The organism is Olivibacter jilunii, from assembly GCF_900607235.1.
Lineage (GTDB): Bacteria > Bacteroidota > Bacteroidia > Sphingobacteriales > Sphingobacteriaceae > Olivibacter > Olivibacter oleidegradans.
The window spans coordinates 876,317-896,583 of record NZ_LR027849.1; the positions used below are offsets into that span (position 1 = coordinate 876,317).

At 40.0% G+C, this 20,267-nt stretch carries 17 protein-coding genes; 16 read left to right on the forward strand and 1 reads right to left on the reverse strand.

The window, feature by feature from the left end:
* The first annotated feature begins 15 nt into the window (after window positions 1-15).
* Entirely contained in the window at window positions 16-270 is a 255-nt protein-coding gene (rpsT, locus tag E0E36_RS09805; RefSeq protein ID WP_013667210.1) for a 30S ribosomal protein S20, read from the forward strand.
* Between the two features lie 52 nt (window positions 271-322).
* Here the strand turns inward: rpsT and E0E36_RS09810 are convergent, their stop codons facing one another.
* Window positions 323-1,189, reverse strand: coding sequence for a 3-keto-disaccharide hydrolase (locus E0E36_RS09810; RefSeq protein ID WP_130855792.1), 867 nt, complete (start codon window positions 1,187-1,189; stop codon window positions 323-325).
* 177 nt (window positions 1,190-1,366) lie between these two features.
* Here E0E36_RS09810 and radC point away from each other — a divergent pair, with 177 nt between their 5' ends.
* From radC to E0E36_RS09880, 15 genes are all read left to right on the forward strand, one after another.
* Window positions 1,367-2,068 carry a RadC family protein gene (radC, locus tag E0E36_RS09815; protein ID WP_013667208.1) on the forward strand — a complete coding sequence of 234 codons (702 nt, stop codon included), beginning with the start codon at window positions 1,367-1,369 and terminating at the stop codon, window positions 2,066-2,068.
* A gap of 238 nt (window positions 2,069-2,306) precedes the next feature.
* On the forward strand, window positions 2,307-4,706 hold the full coding sequence (gene pheT / locus E0E36_RS09820; protein WP_130855793.1) for a phenylalanine--tRNA ligase subunit beta: 2,400 nt from the start codon (window positions 2,307-2,309) through the stop codon (window positions 4,704-4,706).
* A 26-nt stretch (window positions 4,707-4,732) separates the two neighbouring features.
* Window positions 4,733-5,041 (forward strand): hypothetical protein, encoded by a 309-nt coding sequence (locus tag E0E36_RS09825; protein WP_130855794.1) that lies wholly within the window; start codon window positions 4,733-4,735, stop codon window positions 5,039-5,041.
* A 36-nt stretch (window positions 5,042-5,077) separates the two neighbouring features.
* Window positions 5,078-5,368: a cell division protein ZapA gene (locus tag E0E36_RS09830; RefSeq protein ID WP_041387595.1), complete on the forward strand. Its 291-nt coding sequence runs from the start codon at window positions 5,078-5,080 to the stop codon at window positions 5,366-5,368.
* 331 nt (window positions 5,369-5,699) lie between these two features.
* On the forward strand, window positions 5,700-7,253 hold the full coding sequence (gene rny, locus E0E36_RS09835) for a ribonuclease Y (RefSeq protein WP_130855795.1): 1,554 nt from the start codon (window positions 5,700-5,702) through the stop codon (window positions 7,251-7,253).
* 153 nt (window positions 7,254-7,406) lie between these two features.
* The gene (locus tag E0E36_RS09840) at window positions 7,407-7,934 is read left to right on the forward strand and encodes an Mpo1 family 2-hydroxy fatty acid dioxygenase (protein WP_130855796.1); all 528 of its coding nucleotides are present in this window, start codon (window positions 7,407-7,409) and stop codon (window positions 7,932-7,934) included.
* Between the two features lie 132 nt (window positions 7,935-8,066).
* Entirely contained in the window at window positions 8,067-9,059 is a 993-nt protein-coding gene (locus E0E36_RS09845; RefSeq protein ID WP_130855797.1) for a glycosyltransferase family protein, read from the forward strand.
* A complete protein-coding gene (locus tag E0E36_RS09850; RefSeq protein ID WP_130855798.1) occupies window positions 9,056-10,390 on the forward strand; it encodes a GH1 family beta-glucosidase in 1,335 nt (444 codons plus the stop codon). Before E0E36_RS09845 ends, E0E36_RS09850 begins: the two co-directional genes overlap by 4 nt.
* A gap of 260 nt (window positions 10,391-10,650) precedes the next feature.
* Window positions 10,651-11,364, forward strand: a complete 714-nt coding sequence (gene bamJ, locus E0E36_RS09855; RefSeq protein WP_242627172.1) for a BamJ family beta-barrel-assembly machinery protein — start codon at window positions 10,651-10,653, stop codon at window positions 11,362-11,364.
* A 5-nt stretch (window positions 11,365-11,369) separates the two neighbouring features.
* Window positions 11,370-12,266: an aldo/keto reductase gene (locus E0E36_RS09860; RefSeq protein ID WP_130855799.1), complete on the forward strand. Its 897-nt coding sequence runs from the start codon at window positions 11,370-11,372 to the stop codon at window positions 12,264-12,266.
* 29 nt (window positions 12,267-12,295) lie between these two features.
* A complete protein-coding gene (locus E0E36_RS09865; protein ID WP_130855800.1) occupies window positions 12,296-13,153 on the forward strand; it encodes a sugar phosphate isomerase/epimerase family protein in 858 nt (285 codons plus the stop codon).
* Window positions 13,154-13,548: 395 nt separating this feature from the next.
* Window positions 13,549-14,466: an EamA family transporter gene (locus E0E36_RS09870; RefSeq protein ID WP_130855801.1), complete on the forward strand. Its 918-nt coding sequence runs from the start codon at window positions 13,549-13,551 to the stop codon at window positions 14,464-14,466.
* Window positions 14,467-14,706: 240 nt separating this feature from the next.
* Window positions 14,707-14,841, forward strand: a complete 135-nt coding sequence (locus E0E36_RS28165; RefSeq protein WP_278045553.1) for a hypothetical protein — start codon at window positions 14,707-14,709, stop codon at window positions 14,839-14,841.
* A 780-nt stretch (window positions 14,842-15,621) separates the two neighbouring features.
* Window positions 15,622-18,360 carry a TonB-dependent receptor gene (locus tag E0E36_RS09875; protein ID WP_130855802.1) on the forward strand — a complete coding sequence of 913 codons (2,739 nt, stop codon included), beginning with the start codon at window positions 15,622-15,624 and terminating at the stop codon, window positions 18,358-18,360.
* A 50-nt stretch (window positions 18,361-18,410) separates the two neighbouring features.
* On the forward strand, window positions 18,411-19,562 hold the full coding sequence (locus E0E36_RS09880; protein ID WP_130855803.1) for a hypothetical protein: 1,152 nt from the start codon (window positions 18,411-18,413) through the stop codon (window positions 19,560-19,562).
* The last annotated feature ends 705 nt before the right edge of the window (window positions 19,563-20,267 follow it).

A 20,267-nucleotide genomic window follows, 5' to 3' on the forward strand; every position in this document is an offset into this window, starting at 1 on the left:
ATTAAAGGCTAAAAAATGGCAAACCATAAATCTTCAATTAAAAGAATTAGAGCTAACGCTGCGAAGCGTTTAAGAAATCGTTACCAAGCAAAAACAACGCGTAACGCTATTAAGAAATTACGTGCGACAACTTCGAAAGAAGAAGCTGCTACTTTATTACCTCGTGTAATATCAATGCTAGATCGTTTAGCAAAGAAAAACGTGATTCATAAAAACAAAGCATCTAACAATAAGTCTAAATTGACGAAGTTCGTTAACGGTTTAGCTTAAGATATATAGTTTAAGATTTTTGGGGTTGGGATTTTTTCCACAACCCCTTTTATTATTTGGTGTCCCTTTCACGAATTTCCTTCAATATACCATCCAACTTTTTTGGATCTTTAGCATAAGGTTCTAAATCAATAATAGCAACTTTTCTAAATTCTATTGGATGGCTTTCGCTTTGCAGGGAAAAATATCCGCTGCTCAGCAATTTCCCATCTTGTTTCACTTTAGGGTCGTAATTGCTAACGCCACCACCATTTATCGTCGGCTTGGTATAAACCATTACGGTATCACGATTGATGATATGTTTGATAATGGAATCACCGAGCACTAGCACATCCGCAGTAACCCATTGATCACCGGCATAGGTCTTTGAATTAGAGTTCAAACAATGAGGCGTATATTGCTCATTTTTATAAACGACCTCGGTACCCGGCGTGCATAAATTTCCGGTGCTTCTTTCTTCTTTTCCATTCCCGCCAAGAAGTTGTGCTTCAAGAGAAATCGGAAAGTCTTGATCTTTTAACATAGTATGAGGTTCCTGCCCATGAAGCATAATACCGCTGTTTCTCCAGGCCCAACCTTCACCGCCTTTTGCTTGCTCACCAACAAATCGATATTCAACTCTTAACAAATAATAAGAATACGGTTTATTATAAAAAATATGTCCGTACTGTTGGTCGAACTGATCATATCCTTCGTAGCCTACCTTGATAACGCCATTTTCCACCCGAAACGTGTTAGCATAATTTTCGCCAACCTCATGTTTGGCAATCTTTACCGTCCAATCATCAAGGTTTTTTCCGTTGAATAAATCAACCCAAGACGGTGTTTCCATTTTTGCTTCTTTCGATTGAATGTGTTGACAAGCCGATAGCGTTCCGCCGATCAATGCGCACATTCCTAACTGTAGTAATTTGTTCATTGCTTATAATTGCGTAAATTAAGGCCTAAAATAGTAAACTTAGATGAATTTGCTACTATAAGATTTGGGTTTTAGCTATCGGGAGGAGGAGAGAGGATTTCCAACCGAAATTTACTATCTTAGTCCTATAAATTTCACTGAACCTGAAAATCTTTTTTAAACCTTAGAATTAAAATTATGCAGGAAACCTACACCAAAAGAATGCGTTTAAAACAATGGGCAGAACAAGACAGACCAAGAGAAAAGTTATTATTAAATGGCCGTCGTTTACTCAGTGACGCTGAACTGATAGCCATTTTAATAGGCAGCGGATCAAAAGAGGAAACCGCTGTTGAGCTCAGTAAGCGTATTTTAAGTGATGTGGAAAACAACCTGAGTGACTTAGCGCGATTAACCCTTGCAGATTTATGCAATTATAAGGGAATAGGAGAGGCGAAAGCTATTGCCATCATTGCTGCTTTGGAGCTGGGACGACGGAGAAAAGAGAATGCCTCGGTACTAAAGCCTCAAATTGAGAGTAGCGAAGATGCCTATCAGGTGTTGCAATCGGTTTATGCTGATCTATCTCATGAGGAATTCTGGATTCTGTTATTAAATACAAATAATAGGGTAATTGCAAAGGAATTAATAAGCAAAGGTGGGAGCGGTGTAGTGGCTGTTGATGCCAAGGGTGTGTTCCAAGCGGTATTGCAGGCAAAGGCAACGGGTTTGATCTTAAGCCATAACCATCCTTCCGGCTCGCTGAGGCCAAGCATGGCAGACAAACAGCTGACGAAGAAAATTGTTGAGGGAGGGAAACTGCTTGACGTTAGGGTACTGGATCATCTCATCATTTCCGATGAAGGCTATTACAGCTTTTTAGATCATGGAGATATCTAGTAACCGAATTCAAGTTAATATTCGTGATCTATCTTATCTCAAAGTACGATAAAAATAAAAAATATGCTAAGTTTGCAACAATTTTTAGCGTTGCAACCGGTGGGACGATTAACAGGTAGCCTGTTTATTGCAGCCTCCGTATTGAGTCTGGATTTAATAAACTTTTATTGGCGATATTTATTTAATCTGTCACCCTAGCAACGTCGAAATAAAAAAGCAAAGAAAACAGACTATTTCCATGAAGATATCGTACAACTGGCTCAAACAATTTATATCTACTGATAAAAACCCGAACGAACTTTCACAAATATTAACAGATATTGGTTTAGAAGTTGAAGGTGTTGAAGAAATCCAGGGCATTCCTGGGGGTTTGACAGGTTTAGTGATCGGAGAGGTGAAAACTTGCCAGCAACACCCAAATGCTGATAGACTGCGTATTACTACGGTCGATGTCGGTGAAGCTTCTTTATTACACATTGTCTGCGGGGCTCCAAATGTCGCTGCCGGCCAGAAAGTAGTAGTAGCAACCGTTGGTACAACGGTTTACCCATTGGAGGGTGAGCCTTTTAAAATCAATAAATCGAAAATAAGAGGAGAAGTTTCCGAAGGGATGATCTGCGCGGAGGATGAAATAGGTTTGGGCAAATCGCACGAAGGAATTATGGTATTGCCCGCTGACGCACCCGTTGGAAGTTTGGCTAAAGATTTTTTCGGTGTAAAAGACGATTATTGCTTCGAAATCGGGCTGACGCCGAATCGTGCTGATGCCGCCTCTCATTTAGGCGTTGCTAGGGATGTAGCGGCTGTTTTGAGACAGGAAGTAAAGTTGCCGGATATTAGCTCCTTCAAAGCGGGATCGGGTCGTTTGATGCCTGTCACTGTGGATAACACCAATGCTTGTAAGCGTTATTCTTCCCTGAGTATTAGTGGCGTAAAAGTTGCCGACTCACCTGAGTGGTTACAGGAAAAACTAAGGGCAATTGGCTTAAGACCCATTAATAATATTGTTGACGTCACCAATTATGTCCTTCACGAGCTAGGGCAACCACTGCATGCATTTGATGCAGATAAGGTAGCAGGTAGTCACATTATCGTTCGCAACGCAAAAGAAGGCGAGGCTTTTGTTACATTAGACGAGGTAGAACGTAAGCTATCTTCGGAAGATCTTATGATTTGTGACGAGGAGAAGCCCCTATGCATTGCTGGCGTATTTGGCGGACTAAATTCAGGCGTTACCGGAACGACTATGAATGTGTTTTTGGAAAGCGCCTATTTTGATGCCGTTTCTATTAGAAAGTCGTCAAAGCGACATAACTTGAAAACAGATGCTTCGTTCCGATTTGAACGTGGTACAGATCCCGATATGACCGTTTATGCGCTTAAACGGGCGGCGTTGCTAATGGTGGAAGTCGCAGGTGGAGAAATATCTTCCGAGATATCAGATATTTATCCTGCTCCGGTAAAACCTTTTGTTTTTGAGGTCAATCCGGACAACGTTCGACGTTTGATCGGTAAAAATATCACTGACGAAAATATTGTTGATATTTTACAGGCATTGCAAATACAGATAGCAAGCAAAGACGCAGGCGTTTTGACGGTTTATGTTCCGCCCTATAAAGTTGATGTGACGCGGGAGGTTGACATTACCGAAGAAGTTTTGCGCATTTACGGTTATAATAATATCGAGATGAAGCAGCAAATCAAGGCTTCATTGAATACTTCTGCAAAACCGGACAAAGAAGTGATTCAGAACCTTGTTGCGGATACTTTAATAGCCAATGGATTTAATGAGATTTTATCCAACTCGCTTACTAAACTAGCCTATGCCGATAATGAAGAGACAGTGGTTAAGATACTAAATCCCTTAAGCAGTGATTTGGACGTCATGCGACAAAACTTGCTCTTTTCCGCATTAGAAGCTGTTGCATATAATCAAAAGCGAAAAAATCCCGATTTGAAATTATTTGAGTTCGGGAAGACTTATCATATGGTAGACGGCGTTTACGAAGAAGAACAGCAATTAAGTTTAACCATTACGGGCGCTCAACATACCCAGCAATGGAACCAACCGTCGCAGCCCGTTTCTTTTTACGATATAAAAGCAGCAGTTGATGCCTTAGTGAAGCGTCTTAACATTCGCGATCTCAAAACGGAAGACTTGGAGAGCGTGCATTTTTCATATGGCCTACAATATGTTAAAGGACAAAAGACCTTAGTGAAATTTGGCGCAATTTCTACAAAGGCTTTAAAAAAAGCCGATGTGAACGGCATGGTATATTGCGCGGTATTCAATTGGGAATTACTACTAAAGGCCATCCGTAAAAATAAAATCACCTATAAGGAAGTAGCCAAATTTCCTGCGGTAAGAAGAGATTTATCGCTATTGATTGATCGGCAAGTAACCTTCGACGCTTTAAAGAATATAGCCGAACGAACCGAACGTAAACTTCTCAAATCAGTAGGTGTTTTTGATGTTTATGTAGGTGACAAGTTGCCGGCGGGAAAGAAGTCCTACGCTTTGAGCTTTGAGTTGCAAGACGAGGAAAAAACCTTAACAGATAAACAAATTGATTCGGTGATACAAAAATTAATACTTAACTTTGAAAAAGAAGTAGGTGCAGAAATTAGAAAGGGATAGAGGCTAACTAAAAATGCTAAATAGAGATGTCAACGGTTTCAGCGCAATTAGATAATGTCGTAGAGAAAACAGCAAAACTGATTGAATTATGTTTATCTTTACAAGAAGAAAACGACATGCTTAAATTGGAGAATCAATCCATTAAAGTAGCATTTGAAGCGTCCAAAGATAAAAATAAGGATCTGGAGGAGAAACTGAAGGCGCTAACTGTTGCCCGTTCTTTGGAAGGTGCACCGGTAGAAAAGGAAGCCATTAATGAAAAAACACTTGACATCAAGCAAAAAATTAACGATTTTGTGCGAGAAATAGATAAATGTATTGAGTTACTAAAATAGAGTAACCCAAATTATATAGTGAATCAAGCTCATTCTATGGGAGATATTTCCATAAAAATAAATATTGCAGACAGGATATATCCTTTACGGATAGAGATGGAAGAAGAAGAGATTATCCGTCATGCAGCGAAATTAATTAACGACCGTATAAAAGATCTACAGGAGAATTATGCGGTAAGAGATAAGCAAGATCTGCTTTCGATGGCTGTATTGCATTATGCTACAGCAGCCTTAAAGGCAGAAAAAAAGGTGAGAGAAGAGGATACAAGCGTATCCGATAAAGTTTACCAATTAGATCAATTGCTATCGGAGTTTTTTAAAGATTGATTCGTTCTTTTGAAATATAGAGCTATAAGATTTAACCGCAGTTAATTCGGGTTTCACTATTTTTAAACTTAACACTTCAATATAAAGAAGCGTAAATAGACATACTCCATTTTGCTTTCGCCACCTGGAGATAGTTAGTACGCTAAACCTGTATATAGAAGTTTAAAATAATTGGAACCTATTTTTAACTGCGGTTTTTTTTTGCGTAAACCTTCCTGACCTTATGGGAAAGGTGTTGGTTTTGCACGATGATTAAGCAATCAACGGTTCTAGAAACGGGGATAGTATGATCCCCCGGTTCTATTATCAACTAAATATATATATAAACAACATGGAAATAGTAATTTATGTGTTATTAGGTTTGGCTATTGGCGTATTGATCGGACGCTTTTTACTCCGTAGCTTACTTAAGAAGCAAGAAATTGCAGCACAGAATAAGGTTAAACGTATCTTAAAAGAGGCTGAACAAGAGGCGGAGATGCTGAAGAAAAATCGTTTATTGGAAGCAAAAGAAAAGTTTCTTCATTTAAAGGCCGAACATGAACGGGAGGTTAACCAAAAAAATAATGCGATCAATCAAAAGGAGAACTCGCTTCGCCAAAAAGAACAATCACTTAATTCCAAATTAGAGCAAGTTAATCGGGAAAAGCAAGAGCTTGATAACGTTAAGAAAAATCTGGAACGTCAGATTGAGCTGAACAACAAAAAACAGGATGAGGTGGAGCATTTGAAAATGCAGCACATTAAGCAGTTAGAAACAATTGCGGGTTTATCGGCGGAAGAAGCGAAAGAACAACTGGTAAATAACCTAAGAGAAGAGGCACGGTCGAAAGCAATGATCCAGATAAAAGACATTGTAGATGAGGCCAACCTCACCGCCAGTAAAGAAGCAAAAAAGGTGGTCATTCAAACTATACAGCGTACGGCTACCGAAAGCGCTATCGAAAATACGGTTTCCATCTTTAACATAGAAAATGATGAAATCAAAGGACGCGTTATCGGTCGTGAAGGACGTAATATCCGTGCATTGGAAGCAGCTACTGGCGTAGAGATCATCGTTGACGACACACCTGAGGCGATTATCTTGTCCGGGTTTGATCCGGTAAGAAGAGAGATTGCGCGGCTTGCTTTGCACCGATTGGTTACAGATGGACGTATTCACCCCGCCCGCATTGAAGAAGTTGTAGCGAAAACCAAAAAGCAGATAGAAGACGAAATTGTAGAGATTGGCGAACGTACCGTTATTGATTTAGGCATTCATGGTTTACATCCGGAGTTGATCCGGATGGTTGGCAGAATGCGTTATCGTTCCTCTTATGGGCAAAACTTGTTGCAGCACTCGCGCGAAGTGGCTAATTTTTGTGCAACCATGGCAGCTGAATTAGGGTTAAACGTAAAACTGGCAAAACGTGCCGGCTTATTGCATGATATTGGCAAAGTACCTGATGATAACCCGGAATTACCTCATGCGATTTTGGGTATGCAATTGGCTGAGAAATACAAAGAACATCCGGAAGTTTGTAATGCCATTGGAGCTCACCATGACGAAATCGAAATGACTTCACTTATTTCTCCAATTGTGCAAGCTTGCGATGCTATTTCCGGTGCGAGACCGGGAGCACGGAGAGAAGTTGTTGAAAGTTATATCAAGCGTTTAAAAGAGTTGGAAGAGCTAGCACTTTCTTATCCAGGCGTGGAAAAAACGTTTGCGATACAAGCCGGTAGGGAATTGCGTGTGGTGGTAGAAAGTGAAAAAGTTACTGATGCCCAGGCAGAAATATTAGCGGCAGATATATCCAATCGTATACAAACCGAAATGACATATCCCGGGCAGATTAAGGTTACGGTTATCCGCGAAACCCGATCAGTGGCCTTTGCAAAATAAATAATACAAGGAGGTTGTTTAAAAAGGCCTTTTCTTGACATTTTTTCGATTGCTTGCTCATCGCTGGTAGGCAATCGAAATAAGTTGAGATATGAGTACACGGTCGAATGAACATCGGGAAAGCTTTTAGGCATCCTCTAAATTCTTACTCTTATGTCAAAACAGCTTAAGTCGGCGAAGCAAATACAGACAAAGAAACGCCCTATTGATCTTTATTTTGAGCAATATGCTGAACACCACCAACGTTCAAGCAACAAACTGATTCATTGGATCTGTGTTCCACTTATAACCTTTAGTATTTCCGGGCTTATCTGGTTCATTCCTTTTCCACATCTTGAATTCTTAGGGCGCTATAATGGCTTTATTAACTGGTTTACCATCGCAATGGCACTGGTGGTTTACTACTATCTCCGTTTAGCTCCTACGTTATCTTATGCGATGCTTTTTAGCTTTGGGGTTTTCAGCTATATTATCGTACAACTGGAGTATTGGGAAAAAGCAGGAGGGCCTGCACCTTGGTTGATATGCCTGATCATTTTTGTTATAGCATGGATCGGACAATTTATAGGTCACAAAATTGAAGGTAAGAAACCATCGTTTTTGACAGATATCAAGTTTCTTTTAATCGGTCCGGTTTGGTTATGGCATTTTATTTTCAAAAGGCTAGGAATACCGTATTAAGGTCTTAGGTATTAGCTGTTAGGTCTTCAATCCTAACAACCAATAACCAGTAACCAACAACAAACAATTTTGGTTACAAATAATTAACTTTAACCTAACCAAAAGATTAAGTATAGTACTTATCATTATCAAATGAAGATATTGTATGCTGTACAGGGAACAGGTAACGGACATTTAAGCCGGGCGATGGATGTGATCCCTTGTTTAAAAAAACGGGCAGAGGTAGATATTCTTGTGAGCGGTATCCAAGCCGATTTAGATTTGCCTTTTGAGGTCAAATATCGTAAGCACGGGCTTAGCTTTATCTTTGGAAAAGCAGGCGGTGTTGACCTTTGGCGAACTTTTATGAGTAATAAAGTTCGAGATATCGTAAAAGAGGTAAATGAAACGCCTGTTGAGGATTATGATCTCGTGATCAACGATTTTGAACCTGTAACGGCTTGGGCCTGTCATCTACGTGAACACCCTTGCATCGGCATGAGCCATCAATCAGCTGTTTTGGATTCCAAATCGCCAAAGCCTGAAGAAGTGGACATGATGGGTAAGTTTATTTTAAAGCATTATGCCCCCGTAGATGTAAGTTACGGCTTCCATTTTCAGCCTTACAGTCCCTCTATATTTACACCGGTTATCAGAAGGCAAATCCGGGAGCAGGAAATCAGTGATAAGGGGCACTATACGGTGTACCTACCGGCCTATGATGACGCACGTCTATTAAAAAGCCTGCTACGCTTTGATCAAGTTCAATGGGACGTGTTCTCTAAGCATAATCGAGTGCCCTTTTCACTCAAGAATGTGAACGTTCAGCCTATTAATAATCAGAAATTTGTGGAAAGTATGGCCTCTTGCCATGGTATTTTATGCGGGGCGGGCTTTGAGACACCTGCTGAAGCGCTTTTTTTGGGTAAGAAGTTAATGGTTGTTCCGATGAAAAATCAATATGAGCAACATTTAAATGCGGCGGCGTTAATGCAAATGGGCGTACCGGTTATCAAAAATCTCAAATCAAAGAATGATGAAGCTATTGAGCGCTGGATAAATACCGATCAGGGGGTAAAAGTTAGTTACCCTGACAATACACAAGAGATTGTAGATAAGATTTTAGCCACGCATCTCCATATATGAATCGCAGTTTATTTGGTGAAGAGTTTATCTGGGGCGTATCTACGGCCGCTTATCAGATAGAAGGGGGGCATAATGCTGACGGGAAAGGCCCATCCATATGGGATGTTTTTAGTAAAAAGAAAGGAAAAATCAGAAACGGGCATCATGCGCAAGTTGCGTGCGATTTTTACAATCGGTATGAAGACGATATTTTACTAATGAAACAGCTGAATATCCCGCATTTTCGCTTTTCCATTGCTTGGACACGTATACTGCCGGAAGGTGTGGGAGAAATTAATCGCGAGGGTATCAACTTTTATAACCGGGTCATTGATACGTGTATCCAACATGGAATTACACCTTGGGTAACCTTATATCATTGGGATCTTCCGCAAGCACTGGAAAACAAAGGTGGCTGGACCAACCGTTCCATTTTAGAATGGTTTGAGACCTATGTCCGTTTATGTGTTGATTCTTTTGGCGATCGTGTAAAGCATTGGATGGTTATGAACGAGCCGGTTGCCTTCGTTGGTGCGGGCTATTTTTTCGGAAAGCACGCGCCGGGACGGTGGGGTCTCCGTTATTTTTTGCCGGCGGTGCACCATGCTACCCTTAGCATGGCCCGAGGGGCCAAAATTATAAAAGAGCGTTATCCTACGGCAATGGTAGGCACTACTTTTTCACATTCGGTGCTCGAGCCCATATCCCTTAAGACGAGACATATCCATGCACTTAGAAGGGCAGATGCAATTATGAATCGCCTTTTTTTAGAACCTATCTTAGGGATGGGATATCCCATCGACGCTGTCAAAGCGCTTAAAAATTTAAAGAAATACATCCTCCCCGGCGATGAAGATAATATTGCTTTTAATTTCGATTTTATTGGACTTCAAACTTATACCCGAGAGGTTATCCAATTTTCAATGCTGATGCCTTATGTGTGGGCTAACATTGTTGAACCTCGCAAAAGGGGGATAAAACACACGACGGCGATGGATTGGGAGATTTATCCATCATCTATCTATGAGGCACTCAAAAGATTTCAGAGCTATCCCAATATGCCGCCTATTATCATAACCGAAAATGGGGCTGCATTTAAAGACGAAGTGATCGGTGATCGTGTTTATGATGCGGAGCGGACAAAATATTTACAAGATCACATTCAGCAGGTCTTGCGCGCTAAAGAGGAGGGAGTGGATGTGCGTGGCTATTTTGTATGGACCTTTACCGATAATTTTGAATGGGCGGAAGGATACCATCCGCGCTTCGGTCTGGTGCATGTCGACTTTGAAACGCAAAAACGTATCGTTAAAGAAAGCGGGAAATGGTATGGAGAGTGGTTAAGTCGTTGATTTGTTAAGTAGGGTCTTAAGTGATGAATGTTGAATGATGAATAATGAATGATGAATTTTTGCGTAGAGTAGAATAGTTCATGCCTATAGCTTAATATAGACATAGGATGTAAGACAGGAAGTGTTGATACTTGATACCTCCTAAGACATAGGAGGGGAAGAAAACACGCAACCCACAACTCGCAACTTAAAACTACTCCCTTAACTATTTTCCTACTAACTATTTCCCCACTCAACTAATTTTTTTATGTTTGCCTATCATGATCAAACCATTAATTATCGCGGGTCTTGTAGCTGTGTCGGCACTTCCTACATTCGCGCAGCAAAAAACGAAACAAAAAATAATACCCAAGCAAAATAAAGTTACACCCATGTTCGAAAGTAAAATCGACTCAGCTTCTTATGCCTTTGGTTTAAGTATGGCAAGAGATTTAAAGAAGAGAGGATTGAAAAATCTAAACGGAAAATTAGTAGCACAGGCTATCGAGGACTATTTTTCAGAGAGTCCTATCCGTATAAAAGAAGAAGATGAATATAAGGCTATCAGCGACGTGTTAACAGCGGCAGCAGAAGATTTAAAGAAAGAGCAAACAGCTGCGGGTGATTCCTTCTTAGCACAAAACAAAACGAAAGCAGGGGTTCATACTACAACGAGTGGTTTGCAATATGAAATTATTCGGGACGCTGTCGGACCGAAACCATTGGCGACAGATTCCGTTACCGTAAACTATAAGGGTGCACTTTTAAGTGGAAAAGTATTTGATAGCTCTTACGATCGGGGCGAACCGATTTCATTTCAATTAAATCGCGTTATTCAGGGATGGCAGGAAGGCTTGCAGTTAATGCCTGTTGGGGCGCACTATCGCTTCTATATACCCTATCAATTAGGATATGGAGAGCGCGGTGCCGGAAACGATATTCCTCCATTTAGCGTTTTGGTATTTGATGTTGAGCTGCTTAAAATAGGAGGCTAGTATTCATGAATGTGCTTGGAAAATCCGATTTAAAAGTTAGCGAAATCAGCTTTGGCTGTATGTCCTTAGGAGAAAACCAATCGCATGCAAGTCACTTATTACGTAAAGCTTTTGACAATGGCATTAACTTTTTCGATACGGCCGATCTCTACGATAAAGGGATGAACGAAACCTATGTTGGCGAAGCGCTGAAATCGGTCAGAAAAGAGATTGTTCTTGCCACAAAAGTTGGAAATCAATGGCGACCAGATGGAAATGGCTGGGAGTGGAATCCTTCGAAAGAGTACATTCTCAAAGCGGTAGAGCAAAGCCTTCGACGTTTGCAGACGGACTATATCGATCTGTACCAGCTTCATGGCGGTACCATAGAAGATCCAATAGATGAGACGATTGAGGCCTTCGAACTATTGAAGCAACAGGGTAAAATTAGGTGGTATGGAATTTCATCGATTCGACCAAATGTCATTCGCGAATATATTAAGCGATCTAGTATTGTGTCGGTGATGATGCAATACAGTCTGTTGGATCATCGTCCGGAAGAGGAGATACTGAAGTTGTTAGCTGATCACCATATTAGTGTAATCAGTAGAGGAGCTTTGGCTCAAGGAAGATTGCTTGGAAAGAAAGAAGGAGATTATTTGCAATTCAGTTCGAGTGAGGTACTCAAAGCCGCTAAAGCCATTCATAAACTAGCCGGAAAGTTGGATACATCGGATACTGCTGTGGCATTAGCCTATGTACTCGAAAATCGGGCAGTAGCTTCGGCCGTAACAGGCTTTCGTACAGAAGAGCAGTTAGATCAAGGTTTAAGCATTTTGAAAAACCGGCCGAAACTATCATCTGATGAACTGCAGGTGTTAAGAACGCAAGTCCGAAGCTTTACCTACGATAGCCATAGATAGAATAAACCCACAAACCAAATAAAATCAAGATGAACTATAAAAAACATGTATGGAGTAGCCTGATTGCTATCGTAGCAATCGTTTTTACAACAAGCGTTTTAAAAGCGCAAGATAGGCCGGAAGAAAAATTAGGTTGGAAATTAGGCGCCCAGGCCTATAGTTTTAACCGATTTACTTTCGCCGAGGCAATTGCTAAAGTAGATAGCTGTAAATTGAAGTATATTGAAGCTTATCCAGGTCAAACTATTGGTGGTGGGATAGAAGGTAAAATGGATTTCGCCATGAGCAAAGAAAAAAGAGCGCAGGTTTTGCAATTGTTGAAAGACAAAGGAATTACCTTGGTTGCTTTCGGTGTTGTAAGCGCCGATTCGCCGGAAGCTTGGCGTCAACTTTTTGAGTTTGCCAAAGCCATGGGTATTAAAAACATCAATACTGAGCCTAAGCAAGAAGATCTTCCTTTAATCGGAAAGTTGGCTACTGAGTTTAAAATCAAAGTATCCATTCACAACCATCCGAATCCAACCCACTACTGGAGCCCCGAAATTGTGTTAAATGCTATCCAACTGGCAAACAGTAAATATGTAGGCGCTTGTGCCGATATTGGCCACTGGGTACGTTCCGGTTTAGATCCCATAGAATGTCTACAAAAGTATAAGGGACATATCAACCATTTACATTTTAAAGATTTGAACGAAAAATCGAGAAATGCACATGATGTACACTGGGGTACCGGCGTTGGTAACATAAAAGGGGTGATGCAAGAATTAAAAAACCAAAAGTTTAAAGGGATGCTTTCAGCGGAATACGAATACAATTGGTTAGCCAATTCTGCAGATATCGCGGCTAGTGCTGAAAACTTCCGCAAATTAGTGAAAGACTTAGAGTAGGATAAGTTTAAGCTATACGTTGTAAGTTATACCGTATAGAATGGAGCCATTGCACACCGCAGTGGCTTTTTTATTTACAAATCAACGTAAAATTTTTTTTGAAGCTACCGTGTCACAGCAAGGCGGGGATTTCGTTTATTATTACAAACATTTCCACTGATTTTAAATACATCAAGAATTTATTATATTCGCCTTAATTATCATATATTCTTATGAATAAACAATTTTCCTCAAATACGCCCCCTCCGGTAGCCTAAAGGCTAAATAACCGGATTTATCATTTTCATGTTCTCACTTTTTCAGTGAGGGGATATTGTCTACATTTTCATGTGACCATTCAAGGTTGTTTGGCCTCTAAGCAGGTATTAACGTAATTATTTTCTAACAATCTTGAAATGGCAAATTTAAAATACATCATAATGGTCTTAATGGGAGGCATCATGTATGGTACGATGTCCTCGTTCGTAAAGTTATTCTATTCACGCGGGTACCATGCCGCTGAACTATCCTTTTCACAAGCATTCTTGGCAGCAGTATTTCTCGGGACAGCCCAATTCCTTTCCCGTAAGGGAAAAGTACGCCTCACACGGAATGAATTTATATCTCTTTTAGCAACAGGCGGAGCGATTGGTCTCACCAATTATTTATACTATCAGTCCGTAAGCTATATTTCCGCATCACTTGCTATCGTAATTCTTATGCAGTTTACATGGTTCAGTTTATTACTGGATTGGGCTGTGTTCGGTAAAAAACCAAATAAGTCGGAATTGCTGACGGTTGTTTTCATTCTTATCGGCACGGTTATGGCCGCAAACCTTTTCGGAGAAGATGTCCAATCCCTCTCGTGGATCGGTATTACCTTGGCACTTTGTTCATCGTTGACCTATGCCATCTATATCGTTGCGAATAGTAGGGTTGGCCACACGGTGGGTTGGTTGCCTAAAAGCATGGTAATCATGGCGGGTTCTGCATTGACTATTTTCATCATCAATGTAAAAACCATTTTGGCGGGAAGCTATTTCAGCTATGAATTTGCAATGATGGCAGTTTTTCTTGCCATCATCGGAACGACCATTCCTACAGCGCTTTTTGCAGCCGCTATTCCAAAGATCGGGGCAGGCATCAGCTCCATACTAATGACGATCGAGCTTCCCGTTGCCGTCCTTTGTGCAAGCATCGTCCTGAATGAACAACTAGGGTTCGTGCAGATTGTAGGCATACTTGTGATGTTGGCAGCAATATCGACAATGAATTATTATAAATCACTAAAAAACAAAAAAGAAAAGCAATCAGGTTCTGCATTGTCTCCATAATTTAAGCATTATATGTACCTGGTTTAGCCATTTATCTATTTTAGTATGCTTCTACGGAATTGATTTGGGACGCGGTTGTTGCAAGCGCTTAGATCCGACCTTGAGCCGTGCTCCATCCGTGTCCCATTCGCCCTATATCCCAGTGATATCCTTATATGGTACGTAAAAAGGCCCAAAACACGGCTTTTTAAGCAATACCTATCGGACTCCTATCGAACTAAGCTATAGATGCGATCAAGCATGAACAAAGATCGTGTAAAGCAGTTTGGGCCCCTCGCTTGTACCTCTTTTGGAGATGGCTTCGGTGGTTCGATTCACCTTGGTCGGAGCTCAATGGGGACTCGTGGCGAGATCCTTGGGGAAACACTCCATTAAGTGCGCCTTCAGCCCCGCTCAAGTTAGCTCGCTGGGGAGAGGATGGGGAGGGGCGAGGGAGTAACTAGATAGCTTTTCAGGGATCTTATCTTCGAGAGGTGCTTAAATAGTATCTACGACGTTCTGTCTTATGCCTGATGATTCATCGAATCCACGTGGTAATCCCTTTTTATTCCATTCAATTACCCCTTAACTCCGTACCAAATTCGTAAGTTTATTAGGTGCTGTTCAGGTTTTACCAGATTTTAGTCAGGTTTATCTGATAAAAAGCTGATAGGATCTGGTAAATATCTGATGAAATCTCGAATTTGGCACGAATTTAACCTGAAGTTGGTTATGCCTTTTAGACTTTGGCATGCTAAGCAGCGCAGCTTCAGGCAGTGTATATGTGCTTAGTCTTACATTTAAATACAAGTAGGTAGCTGTCTCCGTTATCTTTTTTGAACTGTTGATGATTTATAACATCACTTCGAGGGGGTGTTTTTTATGAACGAACACGAAATGATCCATTTACGAGTTCCGAAATCATGAAGATTTTATTTAAGTTATTTTTATAGTCTCGAATTGCGAAAGCAATATTATAAAGAGGTTATGAAAGTGTTAAGCGTTATATAAAATGCTGATTTTATGCTTAATATTCCAATGACAAGGTATGTCTAACAATTCAATCCTTGTTTAGTCTTAACACTATATTAACAATAGATATATATAAGAATAATACGAACTTAACATTCTGTTTACCTGTTCTTGCGTCCTTTGTAGCGGAATATTACAAGTTACATGAAAGTCAAGACCCTAATCTTTTTAACTCTATTATTTAGCGGTTCAATTACTTTTGCTCAACAAAAGGGAATCGTTAGTGGTGTTGTGGTAGATGCTTCATTAAATAATGAAACCATGCCCGCGGTGTCCGTCGCCGTGCAAGGTACCAAGTTGGGTGCCAATACAGATATCGACGGAAAATTCAAATTAGAACTTAATCCTGGAACTCATATCCTCGTGTTTAGTTATGTAGGTTACCAAACTTTACGGGATACAGTCACTGTAAAAGCAGGAAACAACATTAATCTTAATGTCGCCATGGCCTCCGATGCACAGATGCTCGATGATGTAGTGATTGTTGGTGAAGTAAGAAAGGATACTGAATCGGCTTTGTTAAGAAAGCAGATGAACTCGGCTGTGATTACGCAAAGCATTGGCTCACAGGAAATGAGCCGAAAAGGTATCAGTAATGCAGCCGTTGCTATTACGAAAGTAACTGGTATTGCGAAACAAGAAGGGACAACGGGTGTATTTGTTCGTGGTTTAGGAGATCGTTATAATAATACCTTGTTAAATGGTTTGCCGTTGCCATCGAATGAGCCAACAAGTAAGAACATCTCGTTAGATTTATTTGGAACGGATGTTATTCAATCAATTGGCATTAGTAAAACATATACTGCAGAGGACTATGGTGATGTTGGAGGTGCTACTGTTAACATTCTTTCGAAAGAACACGTTGGTAATCCTACATTAAGCGTAGAAATTGGTGGTGGTTTAAACACAAATGCTTTTCGGTCTGATTTTAAAAGAGCAGATAACTGGAAGCGCTTTGGTTTCTATAATATCAAGCCACCTACTACGCTGCAACAATATACTTTCGGGAGTAAATGGTCGCCTAATACTGTTGATAAGCCTTTTAATTATGACTTTTCTATTCAAGGGGGAAAAAGTTTTCAGATAGGCCAAGAAGGGAGATTAAATGTTTTTGCAACTGTCTCTCATAAAAACAATTATCAGTTTAGAGAAGGTTCTGAGAAAGTAATGGGTTCAAGGGTTGATATCGTCAATGCCGATTACTTCAACATAGAGAAGAATGTTTACGAGACGAATACCACTGGTATGTTCAACCTAGATTATCGAGTTAATTCAAAAAACCGATTAAGGTGGAATAGCATATTCATTAATGGCTCTTCTAGTGCTGTGAATGATTATGATGTGGCTCCATTAGATGAACCAATACAATTTACACGACAAACATTGACCCAGCAAAACCAATTATTCTTGAATCAGTTGCTCGGAGAACATCAATTAAAAGAACGTTTATCTTTAGACTGGGGAGCATCTTATGGTATCGTCAATGCTGATATGCCTGATCGGATTACTAGTACCTTATCAACTAGTAACAGTGGAGGTTTTGAGTTCAACAATTCTCAGGTAAATAATCAGAATAGGTATTTTCAATATATTAATGAGAAAGAAGTCGCAGGGAGATTTGCTTTTAATTATAAGCTGTTTGAAAATGAAGCAGGGGAATACGACGGAAAACTAAGTGTGGGTTACACCGGACGGTATAAAAAACGGGATTTCGAAGCTACTCAAATTAACGCTCGCATCCAACAGTCCGGCATAGCAGCTGATCCTAACAATCTAGATGCATTTTTGAATGCAGATAACTTTACAACTGCTACTGGTACAGGTCCAACGTTTCGCTTTGAAACCGCAAGAGTTTTAAGTTTGGTTCCCCAAACATACGACGCTAATTTAAATATACATGGTGGCTTCGCCCTTTTTGAGCATAGTCCAAACAAAAAACTTACCTATACATTGGGGTTAAGAGCAGACAAGGTCTTACAAAAAATGACATGGGACGTAAATATTCTGCAACCCATAGTAGATTTTGATCAAGCGGACATTGATAAAATTTTTATATTACCTGAAGCTACTCTTAAATATGCTTTGTCGGAAAATCAAAACTTACGAGTAGCAGCTAGTAAATCTTATACGCTTCCTCAATTCTTAGAAAAAGCCCCTTTTCAATACGAAGATGTGACATCTTTGACCTTCGGAAACGGAGCGTTAAAGCCCGCAGACAATTATAATTTAGATATCAAATGGGAGCAGTTTCCAAGTTCTGATGAATTATTTTCGGCAGGAATCTTTGGTAAATATATCAAAGATCCGATTAGCCAAACATTAATCACGTCAGCGGCATCGAACTTGTTTTCATTTCTAAATGCTGGAGATTATGCTTACGTATTTGGTGCCGAAGTAGAGATGAGAAAGAACATTGCTGGCGGTTTTTCGGGAGGGATGAACGTAACTTATATGTATAGTCGCCAAGAGTTGGATCCCGAGAAAGTTGCGGAAGAGACCGACTACACAATGAGTGTTAATTTTAATGGTGATCATGATCGCCTACAAGGAGCCTCGCCTTTGTTGGTGAATGCAGACTTGACTTATAAGTTAAATACTGGAAAAATCAGGCCAACTGTTGCTGTCGTAGGAAATTACTTCTATGATCGAATTTTTTCATTGGGAGCTTTCGGTAGAGGGAACATAGTAGAAAAAGGCTACCCTACTTTGAATTTTATTTCAAACACTGCAATAAATGAAAGATGGGAGGTAGGATTGAAAATTAATAACTTATTAAATAATGAAGTGCGTATGGAACAGGAAAATACCGATCAAAGTGTAGAGGTATATAACTACAGGAGAGGATTGGACTTTAGTTTAGGTATTAAATACAAGATTTTTTAGACAAAAATAAAAACAGAAAACAACAGAGTTATTCATTCAAAATGACAATTATGAAAAAATTATTCTTAAGCATGATGGTTATCGCAACTATGTTTGCAAGCTGTAGCAGCGATGATGATAATAATCCAGGCCCTGATGGTGGAGAAATTACTTTTGAGGATGGTATTATTAGTGGAAATATCGATAGAAACGCTCGTGTAACCGCGGGGAGAACATATACTTTGCGTGGTCCGGTCTATGTTAAGTCAGGAGCAACCTTAACAATTGAACCAGGTGTGCGTATTGAAGCGGAATATTCAGAGAATGTAACAAATGTAGCTTTTTTAGCTGTTGAACGAGGTGCTATGATCAATGCTGCCGGAACAGCGGAAAATCCAATAGTATTTACTTCAGGCGCTGCTACACCTGCTGCTGGGCAATGGGGTGGCATTGTTATTTGCGGAAATGCTGGCACTAATAAAGGTGCAAATGCACAAGCAGAAGTGGCTGGTTTGATATATGGCGGTAATAATAATACTGATAATTCAGGTGTCTTATCACACATCATTATTGAGTATTCAGGCAATAAAATTAATGACGAATCTGAATTCAATGCGCTTACGTTATACGCTGTTGGTAACGGGACTACTGTAAACAATATATTTATCAATCAAGTTTCCGATGACGGTGTAGAATGGTTTGGAGGTTCGGTAAATGCTGAAAATTTGACAGTGATCGGGTCGCAAGATGATTCCTTTGACTGGGCTGAAGGCTGGAATGGTAGAGTGACGAACTTGTATGCTGATCAATCTGCAGCTACAACTTATTCTTCAGATAGCCGTGGCATTGAAGCGGACAGCAACCAGGATAATCCAACTTTAGCTCCTGTTTCAAGTCCGACGTTAACAAATTTAACATTAATAGGTCGTAATAGCACCTCTGTAACTTCGGAAGCGGGAATGATGTTGCGTCGTGGTACATTAGGCTCAATCACCAATGTTTATCTAAAAGATTTTATCGCTGGAGAAGGCGTTGTTGCAAGTGGTGCAGAATCTTTAGCTCATTTTCAAGCTAATAAAGTGAAACAAGTTCGTTTTGATAACGTACCAAATAAAGGTACTGCTGGAACGTACGAAGAAGATCCTAACGCTACGGGCGCTGGTAACGGTGCTGCTCGTCCTAATTGGTCAACTTGGGCTGAGTCGCATTTAACTGCCAACTAGTCTATTGTTAACATAAATGCTTTAAAGCGGCTATCTAACAGGATAGCCGCTTTTTTGTTATCTATACTTGGATGTTTGATATAGGATGACTGTTAGGTTTAACTAAAACCTCACTTCAAAGAGGTTCGTCCTTATAGCAAACACTATTGGCTTTATAATAAACACATTCAGATTTAATTTAAAGTTGTTTGCCTTTATCTTGTTTCCGTACAACTTTGCCTTAATTCCGGTCGTCTTTACTTCAAAGTCGGTTGGGTTTATGATGAATCCTTTTGGGTTTATTTCATTGCTGTACGACTTTGTAGCAAAGTTGATCGACCTTATATGAAGGACGTTTCCATCTATAATAAAGTCATATGGGTTTATAGTAAAAACCGTTGACTTTACTATAAAGACAATTGGGATTACGTTAAAGTCAATTGGAATTGAGGTAATTCCGTACTTCTTTAAAGCAAAGCTAATTGCCGTTACATTTATGTTGATCGGCTTTATAATAAAGGTGATCAAATTTGTATTAAATATGGTTGTCTTTATGACGATCCCGGTTGACTTTACATCAATACTAGTTAGGTTTGTTTTAATGTCATTTGGGATGGGATTGAAACTGGAGGGAATAGGGAGTAGTTAGTAATGAATAGGACTTAAATGAGGACGTAAGGTATGTTCCCAACTAACAGGTTCCCTTGTTCACTGGGGGAGGTGAAT

Coding starts and splice junctions, on each gene's coding strand:
- rny (WP_130855795.1), top strand. CDS start 5,700: ATGGAAATAGTAATTTATGTGTTATTAGGTTTGGCTATTGGCGTATTG.
- E0E36_RS09830 (WP_041387595.1), top strand. CDS start 5,078: ATGGGAGATATTTCCATAAAAATAAATATTGCAGACAGGATATATCCT.
- rpsT (WP_013667210.1), top strand. CDS start 16: ATGGCAAACCATAAATCTTCAATTAAAAGAATTAGAGCTAACGCTGCG.
- E0E36_RS09880 (WP_130855803.1), top strand. CDS start 18,411: ATGAAAAAATTATTCTTAAGCATGATGGTTATCGCAACTATGTTTGCA.
- E0E36_RS09850 (WP_130855798.1), top strand. CDS start 9,056: ATGAATCGCAGTTTATTTGGTGAAGAGTTTATCTGGGGCGTATCTACG.
- bamJ (WP_242627172.1), top strand. CDS start 10,651: ATGATCAAACCATTAATTATCGCGGGTCTTGTAGCTGTGTCGGCACTT.
- E0E36_RS09825 (WP_130855794.1), top strand. CDS start 4,733: ATGTCAACGGTTTCAGCGCAATTAGATAATGTCGTAGAGAAAACAGCA.
- E0E36_RS09860 (WP_130855799.1), top strand. CDS start 11,370: ATGAATGTGCTTGGAAAATCCGATTTAAAAGTTAGCGAAATCAGCTTT.
- E0E36_RS28165 (WP_278045553.1), top strand. CDS start 14,707: ATGAACAAAGATCGTGTAAAGCAGTTTGGGCCCCTCGCTTGTACCTCT.
- E0E36_RS09845 (WP_130855797.1), top strand. CDS start 8,067: ATGAAGATATTGTATGCTGTACAGGGAACAGGTAACGGACATTTAAGC.
- E0E36_RS09810 (WP_130855792.1), bottom strand. CDS start 1,189: ATGAACAAATTACTACAGTTAGGAATGTGCGCATTGATCGGCGGAACG.
- radC (WP_013667208.1), top strand. CDS start 1,367: ATGCAGGAAACCTACACCAAAAGAATGCGTTTAAAACAATGGGCAGAA.
- E0E36_RS09875 (WP_130855802.1), top strand. CDS start 15,622: ATGAAAGTCAAGACCCTAATCTTTTTAACTCTATTATTTAGCGGTTCA.
- E0E36_RS09840 (WP_130855796.1), top strand. CDS start 7,407: ATGTCAAAACAGCTTAAGTCGGCGAAGCAAATACAGACAAAGAAACGC.
- E0E36_RS09870 (WP_130855801.1), top strand. CDS start 13,549: ATGGCAAATTTAAAATACATCATAATGGTCTTAATGGGAGGCATCATG.
- pheT (WP_130855793.1), top strand. CDS start 2,307: ATGAAGATATCGTACAACTGGCTCAAACAATTTATATCTACTGATAAA.
- E0E36_RS09865 (WP_130855800.1), top strand. CDS start 12,296: ATGAACTATAAAAAACATGTATGGAGTAGCCTGATTGCTATCGTAGCA.